General features: G+C 70.1%; 21 protein-coding genes. 7 read left to right on the top strand and 14 right to left on the bottom strand.

Translation table 11 applies throughout. The annotated features are described in order from the left end of the window. Positions 1-158: 158 nt before the first annotated feature. The gene (locus MAA44156_RS05525; RefSeq protein ID WP_009977615.1) at positions 159-545 is read right to left on the bottom strand and encodes a hypothetical protein; all 387 of its coding nucleotides are present in this window, start codon (positions 543-545) and stop codon (positions 159-161) included. A gap of 178 nt (positions 546-723) precedes the next feature. Between MAA44156_RS05525 and MAA44156_RS05520 the strand changes: the two genes are divergently transcribed. The 4 genes from MAA44156_RS05520 (at position 724) to MAA44156_RS05505 (ending at position 5,450) form a co-directional block, all read left to right on the top strand. After that, entirely contained in the window at positions 724-1,533 is an 810-nt protein-coding gene (locus MAA44156_RS05520; RefSeq protein ID WP_009977616.1) for a lysophospholipid acyltransferase family protein, read from the top strand. A gap of 3 nt (positions 1,534-1,536) precedes the next feature. Beyond that, the gene (gene fadD12 / locus MAA44156_RS05515) at positions 1,537-3,156 is read left to right on the top strand and encodes an acyl-CoA ligase FadD12 (RefSeq protein ID WP_023869487.1); all 1,620 of its coding nucleotides are present in this window, start codon (positions 1,537-1,539) and stop codon (positions 3,154-3,156) included. Continuing rightward, positions 3,156-4,427 carry an alpha/beta hydrolase gene (locus MAA44156_RS05510; protein WP_009977618.1) on the top strand — a complete coding sequence of 424 codons (1,272 nt, stop codon included), beginning with the start codon at positions 3,156-3,158 and terminating at the stop codon, positions 4,425-4,427. Before fadD12 ends, MAA44156_RS05510 begins: the two co-directional genes overlap by 1 nt. Positions 4,428-4,598: 171 nt before the next feature. Then, positions 4,599-5,450: a type IV toxin-antitoxin system AbiEi family antitoxin gene (locus MAA44156_RS05505; RefSeq protein WP_009977619.1), complete on the top strand. Its 852-nt coding sequence runs from the start codon at positions 4,599-4,601 to the stop codon at positions 5,448-5,450. Between the two features lie 72 nt (positions 5,451-5,522). Here MAA44156_RS05505 and MAA44156_RS05500 read toward each other — a convergent pair whose 3' ends face one another. From MAA44156_RS05500 to uvrC, 9 genes are all read right to left on the bottom strand, one after another. Beyond that, positions 5,523-6,926, bottom strand: coding sequence for a WS/DGAT/MGAT family O-acyltransferase (locus tag MAA44156_RS05500; RefSeq protein WP_003877642.1), 1,404 nt, complete (start codon positions 6,924-6,926; stop codon positions 5,523-5,525). Between the two features lie 145 nt (positions 6,927-7,071). Then, positions 7,072-8,034, bottom strand: a complete 963-nt coding sequence (locus MAA44156_RS05495) for a PPE family protein (protein WP_009977622.1) — start codon at positions 8,032-8,034, stop codon at positions 7,072-7,074. A gap of 92 nt (positions 8,035-8,126) precedes the next feature. Next, positions 8,127-8,474, bottom strand: a complete 348-nt coding sequence (locus MAA44156_RS05490) for a DUF732 domain-containing protein (RefSeq protein WP_009977624.1) — start codon at positions 8,472-8,474, stop codon at positions 8,127-8,129. 56 nt (positions 8,475-8,530) lie between these two features. Next, positions 8,531-9,895: a PPE family protein gene (locus tag MAA44156_RS05485; protein WP_009977625.1), complete on the bottom strand. Its 1,365-nt coding sequence runs from the start codon at positions 9,893-9,895 to the stop codon at positions 8,531-8,533. A gap of 11 nt (positions 9,896-9,906) precedes the next feature. Further along, positions 9,907-11,160 carry a PPE family protein gene (locus tag MAA44156_RS05480; RefSeq protein WP_011725420.1) on the bottom strand — a complete coding sequence of 418 codons (1,254 nt, stop codon included), beginning with the start codon at positions 11,158-11,160 and terminating at the stop codon, positions 9,907-9,909. 822 nt (positions 11,161-11,982) lie between these two features. Further along, a complete protein-coding gene (gene whiA, locus MAA44156_RS05475) occupies positions 11,983-12,960 on the bottom strand; it encodes a DNA-binding protein WhiA (RefSeq protein WP_003872529.1) in 978 nt (325 codons plus the stop codon). Beyond that, a complete protein-coding gene (yvcK, locus tag MAA44156_RS05470; RefSeq protein ID WP_024637268.1) occupies positions 12,957-14,021 on the bottom strand; it encodes a uridine diphosphate-N-acetylglucosamine-binding protein YvcK in 1,065 nt (354 codons plus the stop codon). Before yvcK ends, whiA begins: the two co-directional genes overlap by 4 nt. Positions 14,022-14,029: 8 nt before the next feature. Continuing rightward, positions 14,030-14,926, bottom strand: a complete 897-nt coding sequence (gene rapZ / locus MAA44156_RS05465; protein ID WP_009977630.1) for an RNase adapter RapZ — start codon at positions 14,924-14,926, stop codon at positions 14,030-14,032. Between the two features lie 32 nt (positions 14,927-14,958). Then, positions 14,959-16,902: an excinuclease ABC subunit UvrC gene (gene uvrC / locus MAA44156_RS05460; RefSeq protein WP_009977632.1), complete on the bottom strand. Its 1,944-nt coding sequence runs from the start codon at positions 16,900-16,902 to the stop codon at positions 14,959-14,961. A 114-nt stretch (positions 16,903-17,016) separates the two neighbouring features. Here uvrC and MAA44156_RS05455 point away from each other — a divergent pair, with 114 nt between their 5' ends. The 3 genes from MAA44156_RS05455 to MAA44156_RS05445 all read left to right on the top strand — a co-directional run bounded on the left by MAA44156_RS05455 (position 17,017) and on the right by MAA44156_RS05445 (position 20,243). After that, positions 17,017-18,198: a cupin domain-containing protein gene (locus tag MAA44156_RS05455; RefSeq protein ID WP_009977633.1), complete on the top strand. Its 1,182-nt coding sequence runs from the start codon at positions 17,017-17,019 to the stop codon at positions 18,196-18,198. Positions 18,199-18,343: 145 nt separating this feature from the next. Continuing rightward, the gene (locus MAA44156_RS05450) at positions 18,344-19,801 is read left to right on the top strand and encodes a PPE family protein (RefSeq protein WP_121035586.1); all 1,458 of its coding nucleotides are present in this window, start codon (positions 18,344-18,346) and stop codon (positions 19,799-19,801) included. Between the two features lie 103 nt (positions 19,802-19,904). Then, on the top strand, positions 19,905-20,243 hold the full coding sequence (locus MAA44156_RS05445; RefSeq protein WP_003872536.1) for a hemophore-related protein: 339 nt from the start codon (positions 19,905-19,907) through the stop codon (positions 20,241-20,243). A gap of 33 nt (positions 20,244-20,276) precedes the next feature. Here the strand turns inward: MAA44156_RS05445 and MAA44156_RS05440 are convergent, their stop codons facing one another. The 4 genes from MAA44156_RS05440 to MAA44156_RS05425 form a co-directional block, all read right to left on the bottom strand. Next, the gene (locus MAA44156_RS05440) at positions 20,277-20,741 is read right to left on the bottom strand and encodes a PH domain-containing protein (RefSeq protein ID WP_003872537.1); all 465 of its coding nucleotides are present in this window, start codon (positions 20,739-20,741) and stop codon (positions 20,277-20,279) included. After that, complete coding sequence (gene ribH, locus MAA44156_RS05435) at positions 20,738-21,220, bottom strand: 6,7-dimethyl-8-ribityllumazine synthase (RefSeq protein WP_009977644.1); 483 nt, start codon at positions 21,218-21,220, stop codon at positions 20,738-20,740. The genes MAA44156_RS05440 and ribH overlap by 4 nt, the downstream gene beginning before the upstream one ends. 49 nt (positions 21,221-21,269) lie before the next feature. Further along, complete coding sequence (locus MAA44156_RS05430) at positions 21,270-22,547, bottom strand: bifunctional 3,4-dihydroxy-2-butanone-4-phosphate synthase/GTP cyclohydrolase II (RefSeq protein ID WP_003872539.1); 1,278 nt, start codon at positions 22,545-22,547, stop codon at positions 21,270-21,272. A 121-nt stretch (positions 22,548-22,668) separates the two neighbouring features. Then, positions 22,669-23,268 carry a riboflavin synthase gene (locus MAA44156_RS05425; RefSeq protein WP_009977646.1) on the bottom strand — a complete coding sequence of 200 codons (600 nt, stop codon included), beginning with the start codon at positions 23,266-23,268 and terminating at the stop codon, positions 22,669-22,671. Positions 23,269-23,367 lie beyond the last annotated feature (99 nt).

Here is a 23,367-nt window from a genome sequence, read left to right as displayed (position 1 = left end):
CCTCTGCACCGAACAGCTGGCCCATCGAATGTATCGGCACCGCCGGGCGGGTGTGTCGATTCGGTGGGTGCCGGTCGCGGCCGCGCCCGCAATTGGTCGGCGACTGGTGGGCCGGCGGTGGCCGGGTGGTGGCGAAAAGCGCTGCGGGAGCGGCGGTTTCAGGCCCGCCGGGCGAATCGCCGGCGCAGCTTGTCGATCAGGCCGTCCACCGCCTGCCGATCCTGCTCGGCGATGCGGGTCAGGCGCCGCAATCCGGCCACCGCGTCGGCGTCGCCTTTTGCCTCGGCTTTCGCGATCTTCTGCCGATACCCGTCCAGGCGCTGGTCGATCAGGCCGCGCCGCCCGGTGAGCAGGCGCATGAAGTAGTCGGCCTGCTGCTGGTCCGCGGTGTCCGGCACGGTGTGCGGCTGGGTGACCGGCTTGGTGATCGGCACGGCGTCCGGCTTGGTGGCCGGCCGGCGCCCGCGCCGGTCGGGGGTGCCGGCCGTGCGGTGCGGAGCGCTCGAGCGCGCGCGGCGCTCGGGGGACAGACCGGCTACGTCCATCGCATTCCGTTTCTCCGGGGGTCAGTCGGGGCGTCGTAACAGTAACCTCCCGGCCGGGGCCGCGCCACGCGCCGGAACGAAAAAGGCGAAACACCATGACAGCGGCCCGCCGCCGGTCGCTACCATCGAGGGACTCGACGCGGCCCCGGCGGCCTCGGGCGAGCGTCAAGGGAGGAACGTGACCGACAGCGACAACGCCGACGGCGGGGACATCGGCAAATTCGACCCCGTCCTGACCCAGCGCCTGATGACGGTGATGCGCCCGGTCCTCAAGGCCTACTTCCGGTCGGAGGTGCACGGCCTGGAGTCGTTCCCGCCCGGCGGGGCGTTGGTGGTCGGCAACCACTCCGGCGGCATGTTCCCGATGGACGTGCCGATCTTTTCCGTGCACTTCTACGACAAATACGGCTACGACCGGCCGATCTACACGCTCAGCCACGACATCCTGATGACCGGGCCCACCGGGGACTTCTTCCGGCGCACCGGCTACATCCGGGCCAACCGGGAGAACGCGGCCGAGGCGTTGCGGTCCGGCGGCGTGGTGATCGTGTTCCCCGGCGGCGACTACGACGCCTACCGTCCCACCCTGGCCGAGAACGTCATCGACTTCGACGGCCGGAAGGGGTACGTGCGCACCGCGATCGAGGCCGGCGTGCCGATCGTGCCGGCGGTGTCCATCGGCGGGCAGGAGACCCAGCTGTACCTGACCCGCGGCACCTGGCTGGCCGAGCGGCTGGGCATCAAACGCCTACTGCGTAGCGCGATCCTGCCGGTGTCGTTCGGCTTCCCGTTCGGGCTGAGCGCGGTCATCCCGCCGAACCTGCCGCTGCCGGCCAAGATCGTGACCCGGGTGCTCGACCCCATCGACATCGCCAAGCAGTTCGGCGAGGACCCGGACGTCGACGAGGTCGACGAGTACGTGCGCTCGGTGATGCAGCAGGCGCTGAACGAGCTCGCCGCCGAGCGCCGGTTCCCGATCCTGGGCTGAGCCATGCCGAATCCTGTGCGCGAGACCCTGGGCCTGATCGCCACCATGCGCCGCGCCCGGCTGCTCGCACCCATGCGGCCGGACCGCTATCTGCGGATCGCCGCGGCCATGCGCCGCGAGGGCATGGGCATGACGTCCGGATTCGCCGCCGCCGCGCAACGCTGCCCGGACCGGCCCGGGCTGGTCGACGAGCGGGGCAGCCTGACCTGGCGGCAGCTCGACGAGCGGTGCGACGCGCTGGCGGCCGCGCTGCAGGCGCTGCCGTCCGGTGCGCCGGCGGTGATCGGGATCATGTGCCGCAATCACCGCGGCTTCGTCGAGGCGCTGGTGGCCGCCGACCGGATCGGCGCGGACATCGTGTTGCTCAACACCTCGTTCGCCGGGCCCGCGCTGGCCGACGTGATCACCCGCGAGGGTGTGGACGCCGTCATCTACGACGAGGAGTTCACCGCGACGGTGGACCGCGCGCTGGCCGGCAGGCCCGACGCGATCCGCATCGTGGCGTGGACCGACACCGAGCACCAGCACACCGTCGACAAGCTGATCGCTTCGAAGGCCGGGGCGCAGCCCATCCGCACCGGGCGCAAGGGCAAGATGATTCTGCTCACCTCCGGCACCACCGGAACTCCCAAGGGCGCCAAGCAATCCGGCGGCAACGCCGGCATCGGCACGCTCAAGGCGATCCTGGACCGCACGCCGTGGCGGGCCGAGGAGCCCGTCGTGATCGTGGCGCCGATGTTTCACGCCTGGGGCTTTTCCCAACTGCTGCTGGCCGCGTCGTTCGCCTGCCCGGTGATCACCCGGCGCAAATTCGACCCGGAGGCCACCCTGGACCTCATCGACCGGCACCGGGCCACCGGCCTGGTGGTGGTGCCGGTGATGTTCGACCGGATCATGGATCTGCCCGCCGGGGTGCGCCGCCGTTACGAGTGCCGGTCGCTGCGCTTCGCGGCGGCCTCGGGGTCGCGGATGCGTCCCGACGTCGTCGTCGCGTTCATGGACGAGTTCGGCGACGTGATCTACAACAACTACAACGCCACCGAGGCCGGCATGATCGCCACCGCCACCCCGGCCGACCTGCGGGCCGCCCCCGACACCGCCGGCCGGCCCGCCGGCGGCACCGAAATCCGGATCCTGGACCCGGAATTCAACGAGCTGCCCGCCGGCGAGGTGGGCACCATCTACGTCCGCAACAACACCCAGTTCGACGGCTACACCTCGGGCAGCAGCAAGGACTTCCACGAAGGCTTCATGTCCTCGGGCGACCTCGGGTACCTGGACTCCGCGGGCCGGTTGTTCGTGGTCGGCCGCGACGACGAGATGATCGTCTCCGGCGGCGAGAACGTCTACCCGATCGAGGTGGAGAAGACGTTGGCGACACATCCCGACGTGGCCGAGGCGGCGGTGATCGGCGTGGACGACGAGCAGTACGGGCAGCGGCTGGCGGCGTTCGTGGTGCTGGCACCGGAGGCGCGGGCGACGCCCGAGGCGCTCAAGCAACACGTGCGCGACAACCTGGCCAACTACAAGGTGCCCCGCGAAATTTCGGTCCTCGACGAGCTGCCCCGCAGCAGCACCGGCAAGATCCTGCGCGCCGATTTGCGGGCCCGGGTGGGCGGCTGATGCGGCTGATGCGAACGCTCCGCAAGCCCCGGCCGCTGGCGCGCGCCACACTGGAATTGGCCAACGCCGCCAATGGATTTCGGCCATTGGCCCGCAAGGGCTACAGCACCGTGCTGGTCTTCTGGTTCGGCTGGCCGGCCTCCGAGGTGCCGGGCATCTACTTCTCCGCCTCGCTGCTCGATGCGCTGCGGCGCGGGCGCCGGGGCGACTTCGCCGGCCGGCGCGGTAAGGCGGCGCTGGCCCTGACCGCGGCGTCCTGGGCGATCCTGGGCGTGATCAAGTATCGGGGCATCACCACCCCGGGCCCGGTGCTGGAGGCGGGGTTGCGCGACCAACTCGGTGACGACTACACCGAGGCGCTGAACAAGCTCCCCCAGTCCCGCCCGACCCGCAGCGGGCGGCGCACCCTGCCGCTCGGCAACATCGTGGCTCGGCGGCGCTATGTCGAGAAGACGAACGTGGTGTCCTACGGTCCGCACGGCCGCGCCAACCTGGCCGACATCTGGCGGCGCCGTGATCTGCCGCGCGACGGCAAGGCCCCGGTGCTGCTGCAGGTGCCCGGCGGCGCCTGGGCGATCGGAATGCGCCGGCCGCAGGCCTATCCGCTGATGAGCCATTTGGCCGCACGTGGTTGGGTGTGCGTGTCGATCGGCTACCGGGTGTCGCCGCGGCACACCTGGCCCGACCACATCGTCGACGTCAAGCGCGCGCTGGCCTGGGTGAAGGAGAACATCGCCCGCTACGGTGGTGATCCGAATTTCGTGGCGATCACCGGCGGGTCGGCCGGCGGGCATCTGTGTTCGCTGGCGGCGCTGACCCCCAACGACCCGAAGTACCAGCCGGGCTTCGAGGATGCCGACACCTCGGTGGTGGCCGCGGTGCCGGTGTACGGCCGCTACGACTGGTTCACCACCGAAGGCGAGGGGCGGCGCGAATTCGTCCAGCTGCTCGAAAAGTTCGTCGTCAAAAAGAAATTCGCCACCCACCGCGACATCTACGTCGACGCCTCGCCGATCCGGCGGCTGCGGGCCGACGCGCCGCCGTTCTTCGTCCTGCACGGCCGCGACGATTCCCTGATCCCGGTCGGCGAAGCGCAGGAGTTCGTCGAGGAGCTGCGCGCGGTGTCGAAGTCGCCGGTCGCCTACGCCGAATTGCCGCACGCCCAACACGCTTTCGACATCTTCAGCTCGCCGCGGGCGCATCGGTCTGCGGAGGCCGTGGCGCGGTTTTTGTCCTGGGTGTACGCGACAAATCCGCCCGAGCGCGACTGAGTCTCGTCGCCGGGGCATCGCACTTGTCACCGGCCCGGGTTTCTCTGGGGCTCGAGCGTCACGCCAGAGTGGCTCCCGGGCTCGAGCGTCACGCTGGCGTGACGCCCGGGGGTGTGGACAGGCGGGCCGCACTGAACTGTCGTTCGTTGCGGTTTATGCGACGCTGCCGCGATGGTGGAGCCATTCATCGGCAGTGAGGCCGTCGCGGACGGAGAAGTAGTCAAGAGCGCGTTGCGAACGCGCTACAAGAGATTGTTCCGCGATGTGTATATCCACCCCGGCGCCGAACTCTCGGCGCTGACTCGCGCCCGCGCCGGATGGCTGTGGTCGCGTCGGCGCGGCGTCATCGCTGGCCTGTCGGCTGCCGCCGTTCACGGCGCCCGGTGGGTGGACGCGACGGCACCGCTGGAGATTCTGCATAGCAACAGAAACCCGTTGCCGGGATTGCGGATTCACAGTGACCGTCTTGAAAGCGACGAATACGCCCTGATCGACGGTGTTCCCGTGACGACGCCGGCCCGGACGGCCGTCGACCTGGGATGCTGGCATCGGGTCAACGACGCGGTGGCCGTGATCGACGACCTGCTTCGCGCAACCGACTGCAAGGTAGCGGAGTGTCAGCTGCTCGCCGATCGGTATCCGGGCCGACGCGGCATGCAGTCGGCGCGCGCGGCGATTGGGCTCGCGGATGCCGGCGCGCAGTCGCCAAAGGAAACGTGGTTGCGACTGTTGCTGATTCGGGCGGGGCTTCCCCGACCACAAACGCAGATCCCGGTCAGTGACGAGTTTGGCGGCGTGACGTACTACCTCGACATGGGTTGGGAGGATCTCATGGTCGCTGCCGAGTACGACGGTGAGCAACATCGCCGGGACCGCTGGCAATACACGTGGGACATCAGGCGCCGCGAAACGCTCGAGCGCCTGGGCTGGATCGTCATTCAAGTGGTCGCTGGGGATCGCCCCGCCGACATTGTCAGCCGGGTCAGCGCCGCCTTGGCCCGGCGCGGCGTCACGCCAGCGTGACGCTCGCTTGCGGCGGTCACACTAGCGTGACGCTCGCCGAAGAGACTTCCGCTCGCTGAAGCAGACTCGCGCTCAGCCGGTCTCGCCCGCGGCGGCCTTCTCCAGATCGGTCAGGGCCGGCTCGATCCGATCGGCCATGTCGTCGATGTCATTGGCCACCTCCGGGGTGGTGACGAAACCGAAGTCCAGGTAGTCGGTGTAGGAGAAGCAGGTGATGTTCAGCGCGACGTCCATGACCGGCGGCCCCAGCGGCACCAGCGAGTCCAGCTTGGCGCCGGCCATGTACAACGGGAACGGCGGGCCGGGCACATTGGACACAACCAGGTTGATGGGAGCCAGGTTTCGCGACAACCCGCTGGCCGTGTAGGCCCGCGCGGCCAGGTGCAACAGCCCCGGCGGGGTGGTCTCCGTCAGCCCCATGATCTGATGCGCCGACAACGCCTTGGCCATCAGCTTGGCGCTCTGGGTGCTGTCGTGGATGGCCCGCAGCCGCTCGCCGGGATCCTCGATGTGGGTGGCCAACGACACCGTCATCGAGCTGACCTTGTTGCCGATGTCGTCCTTGTTCTCGTCGGTGCGGGTGGAGACCGGGATCTGCGCGATGAGCGGCTTGGCCGGCAGCTCACCGCGCTTCTGCAGATAGTCGCGGACGGCGCCGGCCACCAGGGCCAGCACCACGTCGTTGAGCTTGACGTCGTAGGCGTCCTTGATCGCCTTGGCGCGGGCCAGTTCCACCCGGCAGCCGGTGACCCGGCGGTGCGGCGAAACCGGCGCATTGAAGCGGGTTTTCGGCGCTTCGAAGTAGCGTGGCGGCCGGCTGCGCACGCCGAGCGTGGCAACCTGCTGGCGCACGGTCTGCTCCAGCAGCCGCGCGATGCGGAACGGCGTCTTGACGCCGACGTTGATCAGCGCCCCCACCGCGCGCCGCTCCAGCCCGGGCAGCTGGAACCCGACCAGCGATCCCACCGTCTCCTGTTGCGGCGGCCGGGGTTCCGGCGTGGCGTCCAACAGGATCTCGCCCAGCCCGGCGCCGGAGACACCGTCGACGATGGCGTGATGCATCTTGGTGAGCGTCGCGAACCGGCCGCCCGCGTTGCCGTCCAGGCCCTCGATCACCCACATCTCCCACAACGGCCGCGAGCGATCCAGCTTGTAGGACATCAACCGGCCCACCAGCTCCTCGAGCTCGCGGCGACCGCCCGGAGCCGGAACACCGATGCGGCGGAGGTGGAAATCGACGTCCAGCTCCTCGTCTTCGACGAACCACGGCCGGTCCAGTCCCAGCGGCGCGCCGGTGACCCGCCATCGCAACTGCGGCACCTCCGGCAGTCGCTCGATCAGTAATTGACGGAGTCGTTCAAAGCTGTACTCCGCGGACCCTTTCGGGTCGCAGATCGCCAACGCCCCCACATGCATATGCCAGCCGGCGGTTTCCGCCGACCAAAACGCCGCATCGACACTCGAAAGCCGTTTCATCACCCGACCGTAGCCCCCCAACCCCCGTCGCGACCAGCAATGGCAAACAAACTACCCGCCGCCTCGGCGCTGGAAGCGTCCACATGGCCAGCGGTCCGACGCGGCTACCGGCGGGCATCCGTACGGTCGGTAGCGGGCGGGTAGCTCACTGGCTCCGATCGAGGGGAGCCGCCGGCGAATTCGGCGACGCCGGGCTCGGCATCGATCTGGTCCACGCCGGTGGGACCGACAAGATCCCGATCGCCGCGCCCCGCCCGACGCTCACCCGGAGCGCCGCGGAATTCGTGCCGCCGCCCGCGCCGGGCCGCGGCGAGCACATCACCGCGGCCCTGCCCAGCGCGGCGGCCTTATTGAGGGCACTGAGGTGGTTGAGCGCGAAGTCCAGCGGCGCCGACAGCGAACTCAACTTGGACAGCGCCCCCGTCGCCGACAGCAAAGACGTATCGAAGGTGGCCAGCGGCGAGACGGACAGCGCGCCGAGCGCGTCGGAGATGGTCGAGATCACTTGTCGGCCAGTCGTTATGACCTCCGGCGCGGCGGTCAGAGCCCAGTTGCGCGACGGTGAGGTGACCCCGGCGGGCGCGGGGTCGGCGGCGGGTGGCGGCGAATCGAACGGTGTCAGCTTCCAGAAGCCGGCCGAGGCGCGGGCGTAGGCATACATGGCGGCGGCGTCTTGCGCCCACATCCGTTCGTAGTCGGCGTCGGCGTCGGCGACCGCCGGGCTGAGCTGGCCCAGACAGTTCGCCTCGGCCAGCGAGATCCGCCGTAGCCGGTTGGCAGCGATCACATGGGGTGCCACCACCGCCGCGAGCGCCAAGCCGTAGGCACCCGCGGCCGCCGTGGCCTGGGTGGCCGTCTGCCGGGCCCGCGCGGCGGTGGCGTCCAGCCAGGCCAGATAGGGCGCGACGGCCTGGGTGATCGCGCTGGTCGACGCGCGCTGGTCTCGCCGATCCAGCTCCGCGATCACCGCCCGGTAGGTCAGCGCCGTGTCCGCGAGTTGGGCGCCCAGCACACCCCAGGCCTTGGCGGCGTCCATCAGCGATCCGGCGCCGGGGCCCGAATGCATCCGCCCCGAATTGCTTTCCGGCGCACGGGTGCCGAAATCCATCACTGGCCCCAGTTCAAGGGCAGGCGTTTGGTGCTGCAACATCAGGCTTTTCTTTTCAACGGTGATGGATACGCCGCGGCAGTGGGTGTTGATCAGCCGCCGCCCTTACCGGCCTCGGCGGACTCGAGTTGACGTGGGCAGTACGACTTGGCCGACGCGAACTGGGCGGCGCCGTTGGTGGTCAGTGCGGGGTTGTTGTCCCGCAGGTCGTTGAGGAGTTGAAGGCCGGAGACGCCGCGAGCGAGCAAGCCGCACACCGCTTTTCCGGCGCTCACGGCTTGGCCCGGGTCCTGAAAGCTGATCCCCACCTTGTGCAGATCGGCGATGAAGACCTCATTGTTGTCATCGGCGGCCGCCTCGTCCTCTCCCGGGACGGCGTGCGCGGGTACCGCGGTGACGATGCCCAGCGCTACACCGAGAAGCGCTAGCAGCAGTTTCATGCATCCTCCTTCGATGCTCTATGGCGGTGTGCGGCGGCGACGCGGAAACCGTTGCGCTACCCCAGTTTCGATGCGGGCGATCCGACCGCGACTTGCTCTCCGTCCGTCACGTGCACGGCGTGCACGCCCGGCGTCGTCCTGAGCCTGGCGACCAGGTCGTCGAGGCCGGCCTCGTCGACGTTCCAGTGCTGCACCTGCTCGGGCATCTGCTGCAGTTGAGCGATGATGCGGTCGAGCTTGACCGGTCCCTGCCGGCGCTCGCCGGTGATCGCGCGGGTTGGGATGCCCGTTGTGCTGACGACGCGCGCCGCCGGGCTGCCCAGCGCGCCGCCCGCCAGGCTGCCCAGGGTCGCCTCGTTCACCACGCCCGAGAAATCCGTCGCCGCGGCCGCGGCCAGGCTGGTGGCCGGCAGCGCGGTGGAGGCCAGCCTGATCGCCGGGGCGGCCGTCGCCCAGCCGGCCGGCACCGACAGCTCGCCCACTGTCGGCGCATTACCCAGCACGGCCGATACCGGCTTTGCCGCGATGCCGGAAGCGATGTGGCCGGGCGACGCCAGCCCGGCGCCCAACGACGATTTGGCCATCGCGGCACTCCACGGCGCATAGATGAAGAAGTTCTTCCACTGCGAAACCCCAAGGCCGATGGTGGCATTGACGACGTTGGTCCACGTCGCCTGAGTGCCGACCTGCGAAATGCTCGAATACAGCGTCTCCCAGAACGGTGCTATCTCCGTGCTCCCCGTGGCACCGCCGATCAAGTTCTGCCAGAACTGGGTGTATTGACCGGTGAGCGAGGTGATGTAGGCCTCTAGCTGTTTCAGCCAGGACGACAGCGACGTTGACTCCGCCGCGGCCGCGGCGGCCGCCTGGGTCGCCGGTCCGGCGTCATTGGTGGTGGCCGGCGCCTGCTCGAACGGCGTCAGCTCACCGGCCGATTCCGACGCGGCGGCATAACTGAACATGGCGGCGACGTCTTGGGCCCACATCTGGCCGTACTCGTCCTCGGTCGCCGCGATCGCCGCGTCGTTCTGCCCCAGGATGTTGGTCTGCAACAGCGTGGCAAGCAGGCTGCGGTTCGCCGCCACCACCGCCGGCGGCACGGTGGCCGCGACGGCCGACTCGTAGGCCGCGGCCGCGGCCCGGGCCTGAGCGGCAGTCTGCTCGGCCAGGCCTGCCGTGGCCGACAGCCACGCCACGTAGGGCGCCGCCGCGGCGGCCATGGACTCCGACGACGAGCCCTGCCACGATTCGCCGACGAGTTCCGAGATCACCGAGGCGTAGGAAGCCGCGGTGCCGTGCAATTCGGCGGCCAGCCCGTCCCATGCCGCCGCGGCGGCCAGCAGCGGAACGGCGCCCGGGCCGACATGGATCTGGGTGGAGATGACCTCCGGTGGCAGCGTCGCGAAATCGCTGAAAACCATTGCTGTATCTCCTATTTCGCGTTCGGCGGAATGACGATGACGGTGGACGTGGTCGCGAGGTCGTCGACGGCCACGGCACCGGGCACACGCACGGTCGACCCGGCGACGGCGCGGGTCGCGGTCCCGCCGACCGCGCGTCCGGCCAGGCTCGACAGGGCCGTCGGGCCGAACATGCCCTGCTGACCGTTGACGGCCATCGCCGGGGCGGCGTCCAGCATGGTCTCCGGCAGCTCGGCGGCCACCGTCCGGACCGCCGGGACCGCCGAGGCCCAATTCGCCGGCACCGACAACGCTCCGACCAACCCGGCACGGCCCGCCGACGCCGAAACCGTGCCCGCACTCGACAGCGCGGTCGAGCCCGTCAGCAGATCGCTGCGCAGCAGCGGCGCCAACACCCCGGTGAGCGCTTTGGGGTGCAACAGGGGTCCGATTCCTTGGATGCCCGTCCCCACGCTCGGGATGCTGAGCGCGATCTGGTACCAGTTCTTCGCCAGATTGGCCACGCCGAGCGGCGTGTACGGCCCGGAGATGGTGCCCATGACGCTGTTGAAGGTCTTCAGAATCCCGGTGATGTCCGTCAGGCTCAGCGGGAGTTGAGCCGCCGCCGTCACCGCGGTCGCGTTCACCTGCGCCGCGACGGGGACTTGCGAAACGGCTTGTGACAGTGCGGATTCCACGCTGGATGCGGTCGACGACTGCAGCGCGGAGGCAGCCGCGGCCGATTGGTCGGCCGCCGCGTTGGCGTCGGCGGTCTGTGGTGGTGCGCCGAACGGGGTGAGCCGGGTCGCGACCGCCGACGCGCCGGCATAGGCGTACATCGCGGCGGCGTCTTGGGCCCACATCTCGGCGTAGTGGGCCTCCGTGGCCGCGATCGCCGGGGTGTTCTGGCCCAGCACGTTGGTCGCGATCAGCGACGCCAACAACGCCCGGTTGGCGGCGATCACCGGCGGCGGGACGGTGGCCGCGAAAACCGAGTCATAGGCCGCCGCCGCCGCCGTTGCCTGGGCGGCGGTCTGCTCGGCCTGCACCGCGGTGCCGTCGAGCCAGGCGATGAAGGGCGCCGCCGCGGCGGCCATCGCCGTCGACGAAGGCCCATGCCACAAGGTGCGCAGCTCCGCGATCGCCGAACCGTACGACGCTGCGGCCGAATGCATTTCGGCCGCCAGCCCGTGCCAGGCCGCCGCCGCTGCCAGCAACGGCGCCGACCCCGGTCCTGAGTAGATCCTGCCCGAGTTGATCTCCGGCGGTAACGACCCGAAATCCATGCATTCCTCCGCCTCCGGCCGTGTCGCCACGTCCGGCCCAATCCGTGCCGCCGCCAGCGCATCACCATGAGTTTGCTGGGCGGCGGTCATGTCCGCGTGTAGCCGAGACACTAGCCAGGGGTTACGGAATCGCCCTTCGCCACGATCGGCCGGCATCGCCGGCGCCGCCGGGCCGCGCCGCGAGCGCTGGGAGTCGGCGCTTCGGCGAACAAGTCGCCGATATACCTCTTTACCTCGGGCAAATCCGGCACGGCGAGGCGGTGAATGGGTGTCGCAAAGCCGGAGCGGGCGTTCCCCGGGCGGCTATCGGTGAATAAAAATCTCGATACCACAAATTGTGTTGGCCGCGGATTTGTTTAGCCAGCGCACCCGCACGGCGGCGCGCGACCGCCCATCGGAACGAGCCCGCCAGCGCGGCGTCAGCGGAAAAATGGGTGGTGGAGCACGTAATCCGACGTGGTGCAGCCGATATGCCCGTGACTCATATCGATTTCAAAGAAATTATGTCATCGCTATGAAATTTGCTGTCCAGGAGACTCGCCTTTAATCGGCACTTGACCGGACCGGCACGCCAAGTTACGCGCGGGAATTTACCCGATCAGCACACTATCGAATACGCCGACCCATATTCAATTCATAGAATTCGGCGCGGCAGGGACACGGCAGGGGCGAAAGGCGGACTCGGGGCGGCGTGCCCGCGGCCACGCACGCCGACATTCTCGGCGAATCGAGCACCGCGAGCCACGGTCGCCCGACGACTCCGCGCCGCGCCCCGGGCTTTGCCAGCGCGACGACGCGCCGTCGGCGCGCATCGCCACCGCGCTAGGCGTCCTCGAGCAGGTCCGGCGTCACCGCCGACTCGGTGTCGGGAATGCCCTCGATCTTGGCCTTGCGGTCGGCCATCGACAACAACCGCCGAATACGGCCCGCCACAGCGTCTTTCGTCATCGGCGGGTCGGCGAGGCGTCCCAGCTCCTCCAGCGAGGCCTGCCGGTGCTCGACGCGCAGCTTGCCGGCCGAGGCCAGATGGTCGGGCACGGTGTCGCCGAGGATCTCCAGCGCCCGCTCCACCCGAGCCGCCGCCGCCACCGCCGCCCGCGCCGAGCGGCGCAGGTTGGCGTCGTCGAAGTTGGCCAACCGGTTGGCCGTCGCGCGCACCTCGCGCCGCATCCGGCGCTCCTCCCAGATGAGCCGGGTGTCCTGGGCGCCCATCCGGGTCAGCAGCGCGCCGATAGCCTCGCCGTCGCGCACCACCACCCGGTCGGCGCCGCGCACCTCGCGGGCCTTGGCGCTGACCCCCAGCCGGCGCGCCGCGCCCACCAACGCCAGCGCGGCCTCCGGCCCGGGGCAGCTGACCTCCAGCGCCGACGAGCGGCCCGGCTCGGTCAGCGACCCGTGCGCCAAGAACGCTCCGCGCCAGGCGGCTTCGGCGTCGGCGATGCTGCCGCCCACCACCTGGGCGGGCAGCCCGCGCACCGGGCGGCCCCGGTTGTCCAACAGGCCGGTCTGGCGGGCCAGCGCCTCACCGTCGTTGGCCACCCGGAGCACGTACCGGGTGCTCTTGCGAATCCCGCTGGCGGACAACACATGCACGACCGCGTTGTAGCCGTAGAGCTCGAAAATGTCCTTGCGCAGCCGCCGCGCCACGTTGCCCAGATCCACCTCGGCCTCGACCACGACGCGACCGCCGACGATGTGTAGGCCGCCGGCGAACCGCAGCAGGGACGTGACCTCCGCCCGGCGCGCACTGACCGATTTCACGACCAGGCGGCTCAGTTCGTCCTTGACTTCGGTCGTCATCGCCACGCGTCGTCACCCCTTGGTCCGCTGCCGGCCGGTCCGTTGCCACCTGCCGGTGGGCTTGCACCGTCAACCCGAATATCCGCGGTGGCCGTGACCGGGGATGCGCCCGGGGCCTTGCGGGCCGCCCGGACCCCGTCCAGGGCCGCCGCGAGCTTGCCTGGATCATGTAAAGGTGTACCAGGTCTGGCCACGTCGGCGAAGTGGACCTCGGCCGAAAGCAGTGTGGCGGTGCGGCGCAATTGCTCGCGTTCCCGCTCGCTGGGCACCCGTTCGGCGTCGATGATGATGTCGTGCACGGTGAATCCCGGTGCGTGCTGGGCGAGTACGTGCAGATGACGCTCGACGGAGAAGCCCGCCGTCTCCCCCGGCTCGGCCACCAGGTTGAGCACCAGCGCGCGGCGGGCGGTGGTCGCCCGTAGCGCCGCCGCCAGCCCGGGCACCATCACGTGCGGAATGACGCTGGTGAACCACGAGCCCGGGCCGAGCACCACCAGGTCGGCGGCCATGATGGCGTCGACGGCCTGCCGGGTCGCCGGCGGGTTGTCCGGCAGCAGCCGCACCCGACGCACCTTGCCGGGCGTGGTCGCGATTGCCACCTGCCCGCGGATGACCCGGAACATCCGCGGATCGGCCTCCAGGCCCGACACGTCGGCCTCGATCTGCAGCGCGATCGGGCACATCGGCAACACCCGGCCCTTGACGCCGAGGATGCGGCCCAGCTCGTCGAGGGCGGCCACCGGGTCGGCCAGCACCTCCGAGAGCCCGGCCAGCATCAGGTTGCCGATCGGGTGCCCGGCCAGCGCGCCGCTGCCGCCGAACCGGTGCTGCAGGATGGTCGCCCACAGTCGGCCGTGCGGGCTGTCAGAAGCCAAGGCCGCCAACGCCATTCGCAGATCGCCCGGCGGCACCACGCCCAGCTCGCTGCGCAGCCGGCCCGAAGACCCGCCGTCGTCGGCGACGGTCACCACGGCGGTGACATAGGGGGTGAGCCGGCGGGCCGCCGAGAGCGTCGCGTACAGGCCGTGTCCGCCGCCCAGCGCGACGATGCCCCGGTTGATCGGCTCGCTCATTCGCGGCCCAGATCCCGGTGCAACACCCGCACCGACAGTTGGGCCTCACCGTGCTGGGCCTGCAGCCGTTGCATCAGCGCCTCGGCGATCGCCACGCTGCGATGCTTGCCGCCGGTGCAGCCGATGGCGACCGTCATGTAGCGCTTGCCCTCCCGGCGGTAGCCGTCGACGACCAGAGACAGCAACCGATGGTAGGCGTCGAGAAACTCGGCCGCGCCGGGCTGGCCCAACACGTAGTCGCGCACGGCGGGATCCTGCCCGGTGCGGGGCCGCAATTCGTCGACCCAGTGCGGGTTCGGCAGGAAGCGCACGTCCATCACCATGTCGGCGTCCATCGGCAGGCCGTACTTGAAGCCGAACGACTCGACGGTGACGCTGATGGTCGCGCTGGCGCCGCCGCCGAACGCCCGCTCGATGGTCTCGCGCAGGGCCCGCACCGACAGCGTCGAGGTGTCGATGATCAGATCCGCGGTGGCCCGCACCGGCGCCAGCATCCGCCGCTCGGCGGCGATGCCCTCGGCCAGCGTCTGATCGCCCTGCAGCGGATGGCTGCGGCGGTTCTGCTCGTAGCGGCGCACCAACATGTCGTCGGATGCTTCCATGAACACCACCCGCGGAGCGATGTTGCGGGTGGCCAGTTCGGTGCGCACCGAGTCCAGATCGCCGGTGAAACCGCGCGACCGCACGTCCATCACCACCGCCAGCTGGGTGATCCGCGAGCCGGCGTCCATGCCCAGGTCGACCATCCGGGTGATCAGCTGCGGGGGCAGGTTGTCGGCCACATACCAGCCCAGGTCCTCGAGCACCTTGGCCGCGGTACCCCGTCCGGCGCCGGACAATCCGGTCACCAGCACGACGTCGATGCCGGCCCCGTTTTCCAGGTGCGCGTCCACCGGCCGGCTCCCCGCGAGCTCACCCGGGCCCGTCACGGCGCGGCCTTGGACTCGTCGGGCCGCAACGCCTCCAGGACGGCGGTCGCGGTGGCCACCCCGATGCCGGGCACGGCGGTGATCTGGTCGACGGTGGCCTCCTTGAGGCGGGCTATCGATCCGAAATGGCTTACCAACGCCTTGCGGCGATGTTCTCCCAATCCTGGCACCGAATCCAGCACCGATGCCGTCATTCGCTTGGATCGCTTGCTGCGATGGTAGGTGATGGCGAACCGGTGCGCCTCGTCACGGACGCGTTGCAGCAGGTACAATTCCTCGCTGTTGCGCGGCATGATGACCGGATCGGGCTCCGAGGGCACCCACACCTCTTCCAGCCGCTTGGCCAGGCCGATCACCGCGACGTCGGTGATGCCGAGCTCCTCCAGCACCGCGCTGGCCGCATTGACCTGCGGCGCGCCGCCGTCGACCACGTACAGGTTGGGCGGGTAGGCGAACCGGCGCGATTTCCCTTCCGGCGAAAGCATATTCGGGTCGTTCTGCTCGCTCAGGTGTCGCGCGAACCGGCGCCGGGTCACCTCGGCGATGGAGGCGACGTCGTCGGAGCGCCCCTGCCCGGCGGCTTCCCGGATCGCGAAGTGGCGGTAGTCCGATTTGCGCGGCAGGCCGTCCTCGAACACCACCAACGACCCCACCACGTCGGTGCCCTGCACGTGGCTGATGTCCACGCACTCGATGCGTAGCGGCGCCTCGGACAGGCCGAGGGCCTCCTGAATGTTCTGCAAGGCAGCCGATCTGGCGTTGAAGTCGCCGGCCCGCTTCAGCTTGTGTTGCTGCAGAGCCTCTTTCGCGTTGCGCTGCACGGTTTCGGCCAGCGCCCGTTTGTCGCCGCGGCGCGGCACCCGCAACGCCACCCGCGACCCGCGCAGCCCGGACAGCCAGCTGGTCAGCTCGTCGGCGTTGGACGGCAGGCAGGGCACCAGCACCTCGCGCGGCACCGGGTTCACCGATTCGTCTGCGGCGCCACCCAATTCGGCCTGCTCGCCGTAGAACTGGGTCAGGAACTGCTCCACCAGCTGTTCCTCGCCGGAATCGCCGGGGTCGGCGGACTTCTCCACGATCCAGCCGCGCTGACCGCGCACCCGGCCGCCCCGCACATGGAACACCTGCACCGCGGCCTCGAGTTCGTCGTCGGCGAAGGCCACCACGTCGGCGTCGGTGCCGTCGCCGAGCACCACGGCCTGTTTCTCCATCGCCCGCTTGAGCGCGCCCAGGTCGTCGCGCAGCCGGGCGGCCCGCTCGAAATCGAGTTCGGCGGCCGCGGCGTTCATCTGCTGTTCCAGCTCCCGGGCGAACCGGTCGGTCTTGCCGGACAGGAAGTCGCAGAAGTCGTCCACGATCTGGCGGTGCTGCTCGGCGCTGACCCGACCGATGCACGGCGCCGAGCACTTGTCGATGTAGCCGAGCAGGCAGGGTCGGTCAATCTGCTTGTGCCGCTTGAACACTCCCGCGGAGCAGGTGCGGGCCGGAAACACCCGGGTGAGCAGGTCCAGCGTCTCGCGGATGGCCCAGGCGTGCGAGTACGGCCCGAAATAGCGCACCCCCTTGCGGCGCGGGCCGCGATAGACTATCAGCCGCGGGAACTCCTCGTTGAGGGTGACGGCCAGCACCGGGTAGGACTTGTCGTCGCGGTAGCGGACGTTGAAGCGCGGGTCGAATTCCTTGATCCAGTTGTATTCGAGCTGCAGCGCCTCGACCTCGGTGTTGACCACCGTCCACTCGACCTTGGCCGCGGTGGTCACCATCTGCCGGGTGCGCGGGTGCAGGTTGGCGACGTCGGCGAAGTAGGACGTCAGCCGGCTGCGCAGGCTCTTGGCCTTGCCGACGTAGATGACCCGCCCGTGCGGATCCCGGAATCGGTACACGCCGGGCTCGACCGGGATGGACCCGGGTGCGGGGCGATAGGTGGCGGGATCTGGCACAGATCCAGGCTAGTAGCCGGCGGCGACGCGGCCGGCACGGTGCGGCGGCCGGTCTACTGTGGGGCATACCGCTCGCCACGGGCGACCCGTTGCGACTGAGGGGTTGGGAGGGAATTGGCCGTCGAGTCCTCGCTTGCCTGGTTGCTGCGGCCCCTTGGGGTCGACGCCTTCCTGAACGAGATCTGGGCGACCCGGCACCATCACATCGACCGATGCCGGCCCGGCTACTTCGACGGGCTGTTGCCGGGACCCTCGGCCGTCGACGGGCTGCTGGAGCAGGTGCGGCCGGACCCCGCCGCGGTGCGGCTGGTCAAGGACGGCGAGGACCGGGATCCGGCCGGTTACCGTCGCGGCGACGGCACGCTGAACGCCGGCGGCGCCCGCGACGGCCTGGCCGACGGTTACACCCTGGTGCTCAATGGGCTGGAGCGGTATCTGCGCACGGTCGCCTCGCTGTCGCACGCGATCGAGGTCGAGCTGAACTTCCTCACCCGGGTCAACGCCTACGTCACTCCCCCGCACTCCACCGGGTTCGTCCCGCACTACGACCCGCACGACGTGTTGGTGCTGCAGATCGAGGGCTGCAAGACGTGGCGGGTGTCCGACGGGCCGGCCGTGCCACCGCAGCAGATCCAAAGCCGCAAGGGCGTCGGCGCCGACGGCCCGGCGTCGTGGACCGATGTGTGCCTGCGACCCGGCGACGTGCTGTATCTGCCGCGCGGCCAAGTGCATTCGGCCCGAACACATTCCGAGCCGTCGGTGCATCTCACCGTGGGGCTGCACGCACCGACGGTGCTCACCCTCGTCACCAGCGCGCTGCACGCGCTGAGCCTGCGCGATCCCCGGGTGCACGACCGGCTGCCGCCGCGTCATCTGGACGACGCGCGGGTTCGCGCCGGCTTGGGCGAGGCCGTGCGCGACGCGGTGCGGGCCCTGGACGACGACGCCGTCATCGCCGACGGTCTCGGCGCGATGGAGGAGGTGTTGGTGCGGCGCGGCCGGTGCCCACCGGTCGGGTCGGTGCGCGACACGGTCGGGGTGGACGGGCACACGCTGGTGCGCAAACACCAGCCGCTGTATGCCCGGGTGACGCGCGCCGGCGACGGCGTGGTGCTGCAGTTCGCTCAACTGTCGGTGAGCGCCGGATCCGACCACGAGGCCGCGATGCTGTTCCTGGCCGGCCGCGCCGAGCCGTTCCGGGTGGCCGAGCTGCCCGGGCTGAGCGCCGCGCAGCAGATCGGGCTGGCGCAGACGCTGATCCTGAACGGGTTTCTGGCCCGGCTGTCCGACGACTGACAGTTAGCTTCGCATTTCCGGTGAATCCGCCGGAATCTATCCGTATCTGCGGATCTACTCGGGTTACCCTCCATTACCTACGGGTCGCCTCGTTCGTCGGGGAGGAGCGCGTCATGGCAGCAGGGTCCGCCGCGGGCAGGCGCCGATGACCATGCCGATCTGGGCCGCCTTCCCGCCGGAGGTGCATTCGGCGGCGCTGTCCAGCGGACCCGGCCCCGGGTCGTTGCTCGCGGCCGAGCAGGCCTGGCAGGCGCTGAGCGCCGAATACGCCTCGGCCGCCGCCGAACTCGGCGACCTGCTGGCGGCGGTGCAGGCCGGCACCTGGCAGGGCCCCAGCGCCGAGGCGTTCGTGGCCGCCCACGTGCCCTATCTGGCATGGCTGTTGCAGAACAGCACCAACAGCACGGCCGCGGCCCGGGAGGCCGAGACGGTGGCCGCGGCCTACACCGCCGCGCTGTCGGCGATGCCGACGCTGGAGCAGCTGGCCACCAACCACGCCGTCTTCGCGCAGTTGGTGGCGACGAACTTCTTTGGCGTCAACACGATTCCGATCGCGCAGAACGAGATCGAGTATCTGCAGATGTGGCTGCAGGCGGCCACCACGATGGCGATCTACGAGGCGGTGTCGGAGACCGCGATGACGTGGAAACCGCCCACCGCCCCGCCGCCGCAGATCCAGAAAACCGGCGTCGCCAACCAGGACGCCGGCGGCGGCCCCACCCAGCTGAGCTGGTGGGTGACGCGGGTGCAGGAGGTGGCCAGGGCCATCAGCGGCGACCTGAGCCAGTCGCCGTCGAACCCGTCCGCGACGCTGTCGGACCTGATGAGCGATCCGCTGCTGGCCACCGAGGTGCCGCACTGGGCGGGCGAGTCGCTGCTGTACTTCACTCCGCAGGTGCCGCAGTTGACCCAGCTCTCGTTCGGTCTGATCGCGCCCTTCATCCCCGCCGCGGGGGCGCCGGGTGTGGCCGGACTGGCCGGACTGGCCGGGGGCACCCCCGCGCCCGTCCTGCCCGGGGTGGCGGCCGCGCCGTCCGGCGGTGGAGCCGCTGCCGTGCTGGCCCCCGGCCCGGGCGCCTCCGCCGCGACCGTGTCGCCGGCCCCGGCGCCCGCGGGCACGCCGGCCACCGCACCGGCCCCGGTCGGACCACCCACGCCGCCGCCGGCCACCGGCGTTCCCGGCTTCAGCGCCCCGTACGCGGTCGGACCGCCCGGCCTCGGGGCCGGCGGAAACCTGTCCGCCGGGACCCGCGCCGGACAGACGTCACCCGATTTCGCGACGGCGGCGGCGCCGGCCGCGGCGGACCGGCGCGAACAGGTCCGCCGCCGGCGGCGCCCGCGGCCGGGTCGGATCGACCCCGGATACCGCCACGAATACCTCGACACCGACCCCGGCGGGGACGCCGAATCCGTGACCGCCTCGGACCGGGGCGCCGGCCCGATCGGGTTCGCCGGCACCACCGGCGCGACCGGTTCGGCACCCGTGGGGTTGACCACAGTCGCCGGTGATGCGCTGGACGACGGCCCGCGAATGCCGCTGCTGCCCGGCAGCTGGAGCGCCGAAACCGAGGACCCGGAAAACGGGCAGGTCGGGGGCGGCTGAGCGGGCCGCGGGGCGGGGCGGCCGGTTTGGCCGGCCTCAGTTCCGGCTACCAAGCTTCTAGCTCAACGTAGAGTGGGTGCGAAGCGATGGAGGGAGTCCGTAAATGATGAAGCGCTCGTTGGCCAAACTGGCCGTCACCGTCGGCGGCCTGGCATTGGCGTCGACCGCTGGGGCCGGGGTCGCGTCGGCCGACCCCGATTACGGTCCGATGATCAACACCACCTGTAGCTACGACCAGGCGATGCGCGCGGTCCACGCGGAAAACCCGATGGCCGCGCAGTACCTCGACCAATCGCCGCCCAACCAGCAGTTCCTGCAGCAGTATCTGGCGTCGTCGCCCGATCAGCGGGTGAACCTGCTGCATGCGATCGAGCACAACCAGGGCGCCCAGCAGGCGCTGCCGATCTTCCAGCAGATGATGACGGACTGCACCCGGTACTGAGCGTCCGCTGACCCGGCCCCCTGCGCGGCCGGGTCAGCCCTGCAGGTCGGGGCGATAACGCGCCAGCAGTGAGCGCACGGTGTCCATGGCGTCCACGGCACGGCCCTTGTCGACGGCCTGGATGGCCATCACCGGGATGTACTCGTCGTCGGGCAGGTCGATGCGCGCCCACCGGTGACCCACCGGGAACGAGACGCCGACGACGTCGGGCCATTCGATCAGCTTGTCGCCCAACAGGTTTCGGACCGACACACCGGCCGGACCGATCCGCAGCCGGGGCCGCGCGAACAACAGCACCACGCCGGCGATCACCAGGCCCAACACCGCGATGGCCACCTGGTCGGAGGTGCGGAACACCACGCCGGTGGATCCGACCTTGAGCAGCAGGCCCAGGGCGATGTGCGCGGCGGCGATGAGAACCGCTGCCCCGTAGACGAATAACGGGGTGCGGTGCGGGCGCAGTACCACATCCCAGCGTTCGGGTTCCGGCGGGGTCACGACCGAGCGCGCAACTCACGCAGGGTGAGCGCGGCGGACAGCGCCGCCCCGGCCGCCTGCGCCCCCTTGTCCTCGGCCGAGTCCGGCAGCCCGGCCCGGTCCAGCGCCTGCTGCTCGTTGTCGGTGGTCAGCACGCCGTTGGCGACCGGCGTCGACGCGTCCAGCGAAACCCGGGTGATGCCCTGGGTGACGGCGTCGCAGACGTACTCGAAATGCGGTGTCTGCCCGCGGATCACGACGCCCAACGCGACGACGGCGTCGTGGTTGCGGGCGAGTTCCTGTGCGACCACCGGGATTTCGATGGCACCGAGCACGCGGACCACCGTGGGGTTCTCGACTCCCGAGTCGGCGGCGACTTTGCGGGCACCGGCCAGCAGCGCGTCACAGATCCGACTGTGCCAGGTGCTCGCCACGATGCCCAGCCGCACGCCGGACGCGTCGAGCGCCGGCATCTCCGGCACGCCGGCGGCTGGGCTCATGGGCGCCACTCCTCCTCATCGCTTCGCTCTGCATCGTCGCCGGCGCGACTCACAGGGCGCCGCCGAATTCGCCTGGCAGATGGACCGATTCGTGAAAATCATCCAGGCCGGCCAGATCGTGGCCCATCTTATCGCGCTTGGTCATCAGGTAACGAATGTTCTCGGCGTTGGCGCGCACCGGCAGCGGCACCCGCTCGATGATGTGCAGACCGTAGCCGTCCAGCCCCACCCGCTTGGCGGGGTTGTTGGTCAGCAGCCGCATCGAACGCACCCCCAGGTCGACCAGGATCTGCGCACCGATTCCGTAATCCCTTGCGTCAGCAGGCAATCCGAGTTTGAGGTTGGCGTCGACGGTGTCCTCGCCGGCGTCCTGCAGCTGGTAGGCCTGCAGCTTGTGCATCAGCCCGATGCCGCGGCCCTCGTGCCCGCGCATGTACAGCACGATGCCGCGCCCCTCGCGGGCCACCATGGCCATGGCGGCGTCGAGCTGGGGTCCGCAATCGCAACGGCGCGAACCGAACACGTCACCGGTCAGGCACTCCGAGTGCACCCGCACCAGCACGTCGTCGCCGTCGGAGTTGGGGCCGGCGATCTCGCCGCGAACCAGCGCGACGTGTTCGACCTCCTCGTAGATGCTGGTGTAACCGATGGCGCGAAACTCGCCGTGCCGAGTCGGGATCCGGGCCTCCGCGATGCGCTCGATGTGCTTCTCGTGCTTGCGGCGCCACTCGATCAGGTCGGCGATGGTGATCATGGCGAGGTCGTGTTCGTCGGCGAACACCCGCAGCTCGTCGGTCTGCGCCATCGAGCCCTCGTCCTTCTGGCTGACGATCTCGCAGATGGCGCCGGCCGGCTGCAGGCCGGCCATCCGGGCCAGGTCCACGGCGGCCTCGGTGTGACCGGGCCGGCGCAGCACGCCACCGTCCTTGGCGCGCAACGGAACCACATGACCGGGCCGGGTGAAATCCTCGGCGATGCTGGTGGGATCGGCCAGCAGGCGCATGGTGGTGGCCCGGTCCGAGGCCGAAATCCCGGTGCCCACACCGTTTCTCGCGTCGACCGTGACCGTGTAAGCGGTCCCGTGCTTGTCCTGGTTGACCGCGTACATCGGCAGCAGGCCCAGGCGGTCGCAGATCGCCCCGTCCAGCGGCACACACAGGTAGCCCGAGGTGTAGCGCACCATGAATGCCACCATCTCCGGCGTCGCCTTCTCGGCGGCGAAGATCAGATCGCCCTCGTTCTCCCGGTCTTCGTCGTCGATGACGATGACGGCCTTGCCGGCCGCAATGTCGGCAACCGCCCTTTCGACGGAGTCCAACCTCGTCATCTCTGCTACCTCGCCGTCCCCGCTTGGCGGCGGGAACACTGTAGAAACGGCTCACACGAGAAGCCCACGTGTTGCATTCAGTATGAACCACGGCGGCGCCGCGGTTATTGCCATGGCTTGATCAGCGGGACATCAGCCGCTCGACGTACTTGGCGATCACGTCGACCTCGAGATTGACCTGCGTCCCCACCGGGGCGCCGCCCAGCGTGGTCAGCTCCCGGGTGGTGGGGATCAGCGACACCTCGAACCAGTCGCGGGGCTCGCCGCCCAGCCCGGACACCGTCAGCGAGATGCCGTCGACCGTGATCGACCCCTTCTCCACCACGTAGCGGGCCACCTCCGGCGGCACCTCGATGCGCACCACCTCCCAGTGCTCGGACGGGGTGCGCGCCACGATCCGCCCGGTGCCGTCGACGTGGCCCTGCACGATGTGCCCGCCCAGCCGGCTGTTGAGGGCGGCCGCGCGTTCCAGGTTCACCCGGCTGCCGACCTGCAGCGCGCCCAGGTTGGACCGGTTCAACGTCTCGCCCATCACATCGGCGGTGAACCGGCCGTCGGGCAGCAGCTCGGCGACGGTCAGGCAGACACCGTTGACGGCGATCGAATCGCCGTGCCCGGCGTCGGCGGTCACCACGGCCCCGCGGATGGTCAGCCGCGCCGCATCGGCGAGCACGTCGCGGGCGGTCACCTCGCCGAGCTCCTCGACAATTCCGGTAAACATCCCCCCAGGCTAATTCGCCCCCGCGCAGGCTGGTGAGCAGGGCAAACACCGCCGCCTGTGAGACACCGGCCCCCCGCGTTCACCAGGGCAGTCACCGGC

Origin of the sequence: Mycobacterium avium subsp. avium, assembly GCF_009741445.1 — a bacterium.
GTDB lineage: Bacteria > Actinomycetota > Actinomycetes > Mycobacteriales > Mycobacteriaceae > Mycobacterium > Mycobacterium avium.
This window is presented reverse-complemented; position numbering and strand designations above follow the sequence as displayed.

Bases quoted from the DNA above. Each gene is read 5' to 3' on its own strand.
- MAA44156_RS05495 (WP_009977622.1), bottom strand. From the start codon at position 8,034: ATGGATTTCGGCACCCGTGCGCCGGAAAGCAATTCGGGGCGGATGCAT.
- MAA44156_RS05525 (WP_009977615.1), bottom strand. From the start codon at position 545: ATGGACGTAGCCGGTCTGTCCCCCGAGCGCCGCGCGCGCTCGAGCGCT.
- MAA44156_RS05485 (WP_009977625.1), bottom strand. From the start codon at position 9,895: ATGGTTTTCAGCGATTTCGCGACGCTGCCACCGGAGGTCATCTCCACC.
- MAA44156_RS05480 (WP_011725420.1), bottom strand. From the start codon at position 11,160: ATGGATTTCGGGTCGTTACCGCCGGAGATCAACTCGGGCAGGATCTAC.
- MAA44156_RS05445 (WP_003872536.1), top strand. From the start codon at position 19,905: ATGATGAAGCGCTCGTTGGCCAAACTGGCCGTCACCGTCGGCGGCCTG.
- MAA44156_RS05505 (WP_009977619.1), top strand. From the start codon at position 4,599: ATGGTGGAGCCATTCATCGGCAGTGAGGCCGTCGCGGACGGAGAAGTA.
- MAA44156_RS05450 (WP_121035586.1), top strand. From the start codon at position 18,344: ATGACCATGCCGATCTGGGCCGCCTTCCCGCCGGAGGTGCATTCGGCG.
- ribH (WP_009977644.1), bottom strand. From the start codon at position 21,220: ATGAGCCCAGCCGCCGGCGTGCCGGAGATGCCGGCGCTCGACGCGTCC.
- MAA44156_RS05490 (WP_009977624.1), bottom strand. From the start codon at position 8,474: ATGAAACTGCTGCTAGCGCTTCTCGGTGTAGCGCTGGGCATCGTCACC.
- MAA44156_RS05500 (WP_003877642.1), bottom strand. From the start codon at position 6,926: ATGAAACGGCTTTCGAGTGTCGATGCGGCGTTTTGGTCGGCGGAAACC.
- MAA44156_RS05510 (WP_009977618.1), top strand. From the start codon at position 3,156: ATGCGGCTGATGCGAACGCTCCGCAAGCCCCGGCCGCTGGCGCGCGCC.
- whiA (WP_003872529.1), bottom strand. From the start codon at position 12,960: ATGACGACCGAAGTCAAGGACGAACTGAGCCGCCTGGTCGTGAAATCG.
- MAA44156_RS05430 (WP_003872539.1), bottom strand. From the start codon at position 22,547: ATGACGAGGTTGGACTCCGTCGAAAGGGCGGTTGCCGACATTGCGGCC.
- MAA44156_RS05425 (WP_009977646.1), bottom strand. From the start codon at position 23,268: ATGTTTACCGGAATTGTCGAGGAGCTCGGCGAGGTGACCGCCCGCGAC.
- fadD12 (WP_023869487.1), top strand. From the start codon at position 1,537: ATGCCGAATCCTGTGCGCGAGACCCTGGGCCTGATCGCCACCATGCGC.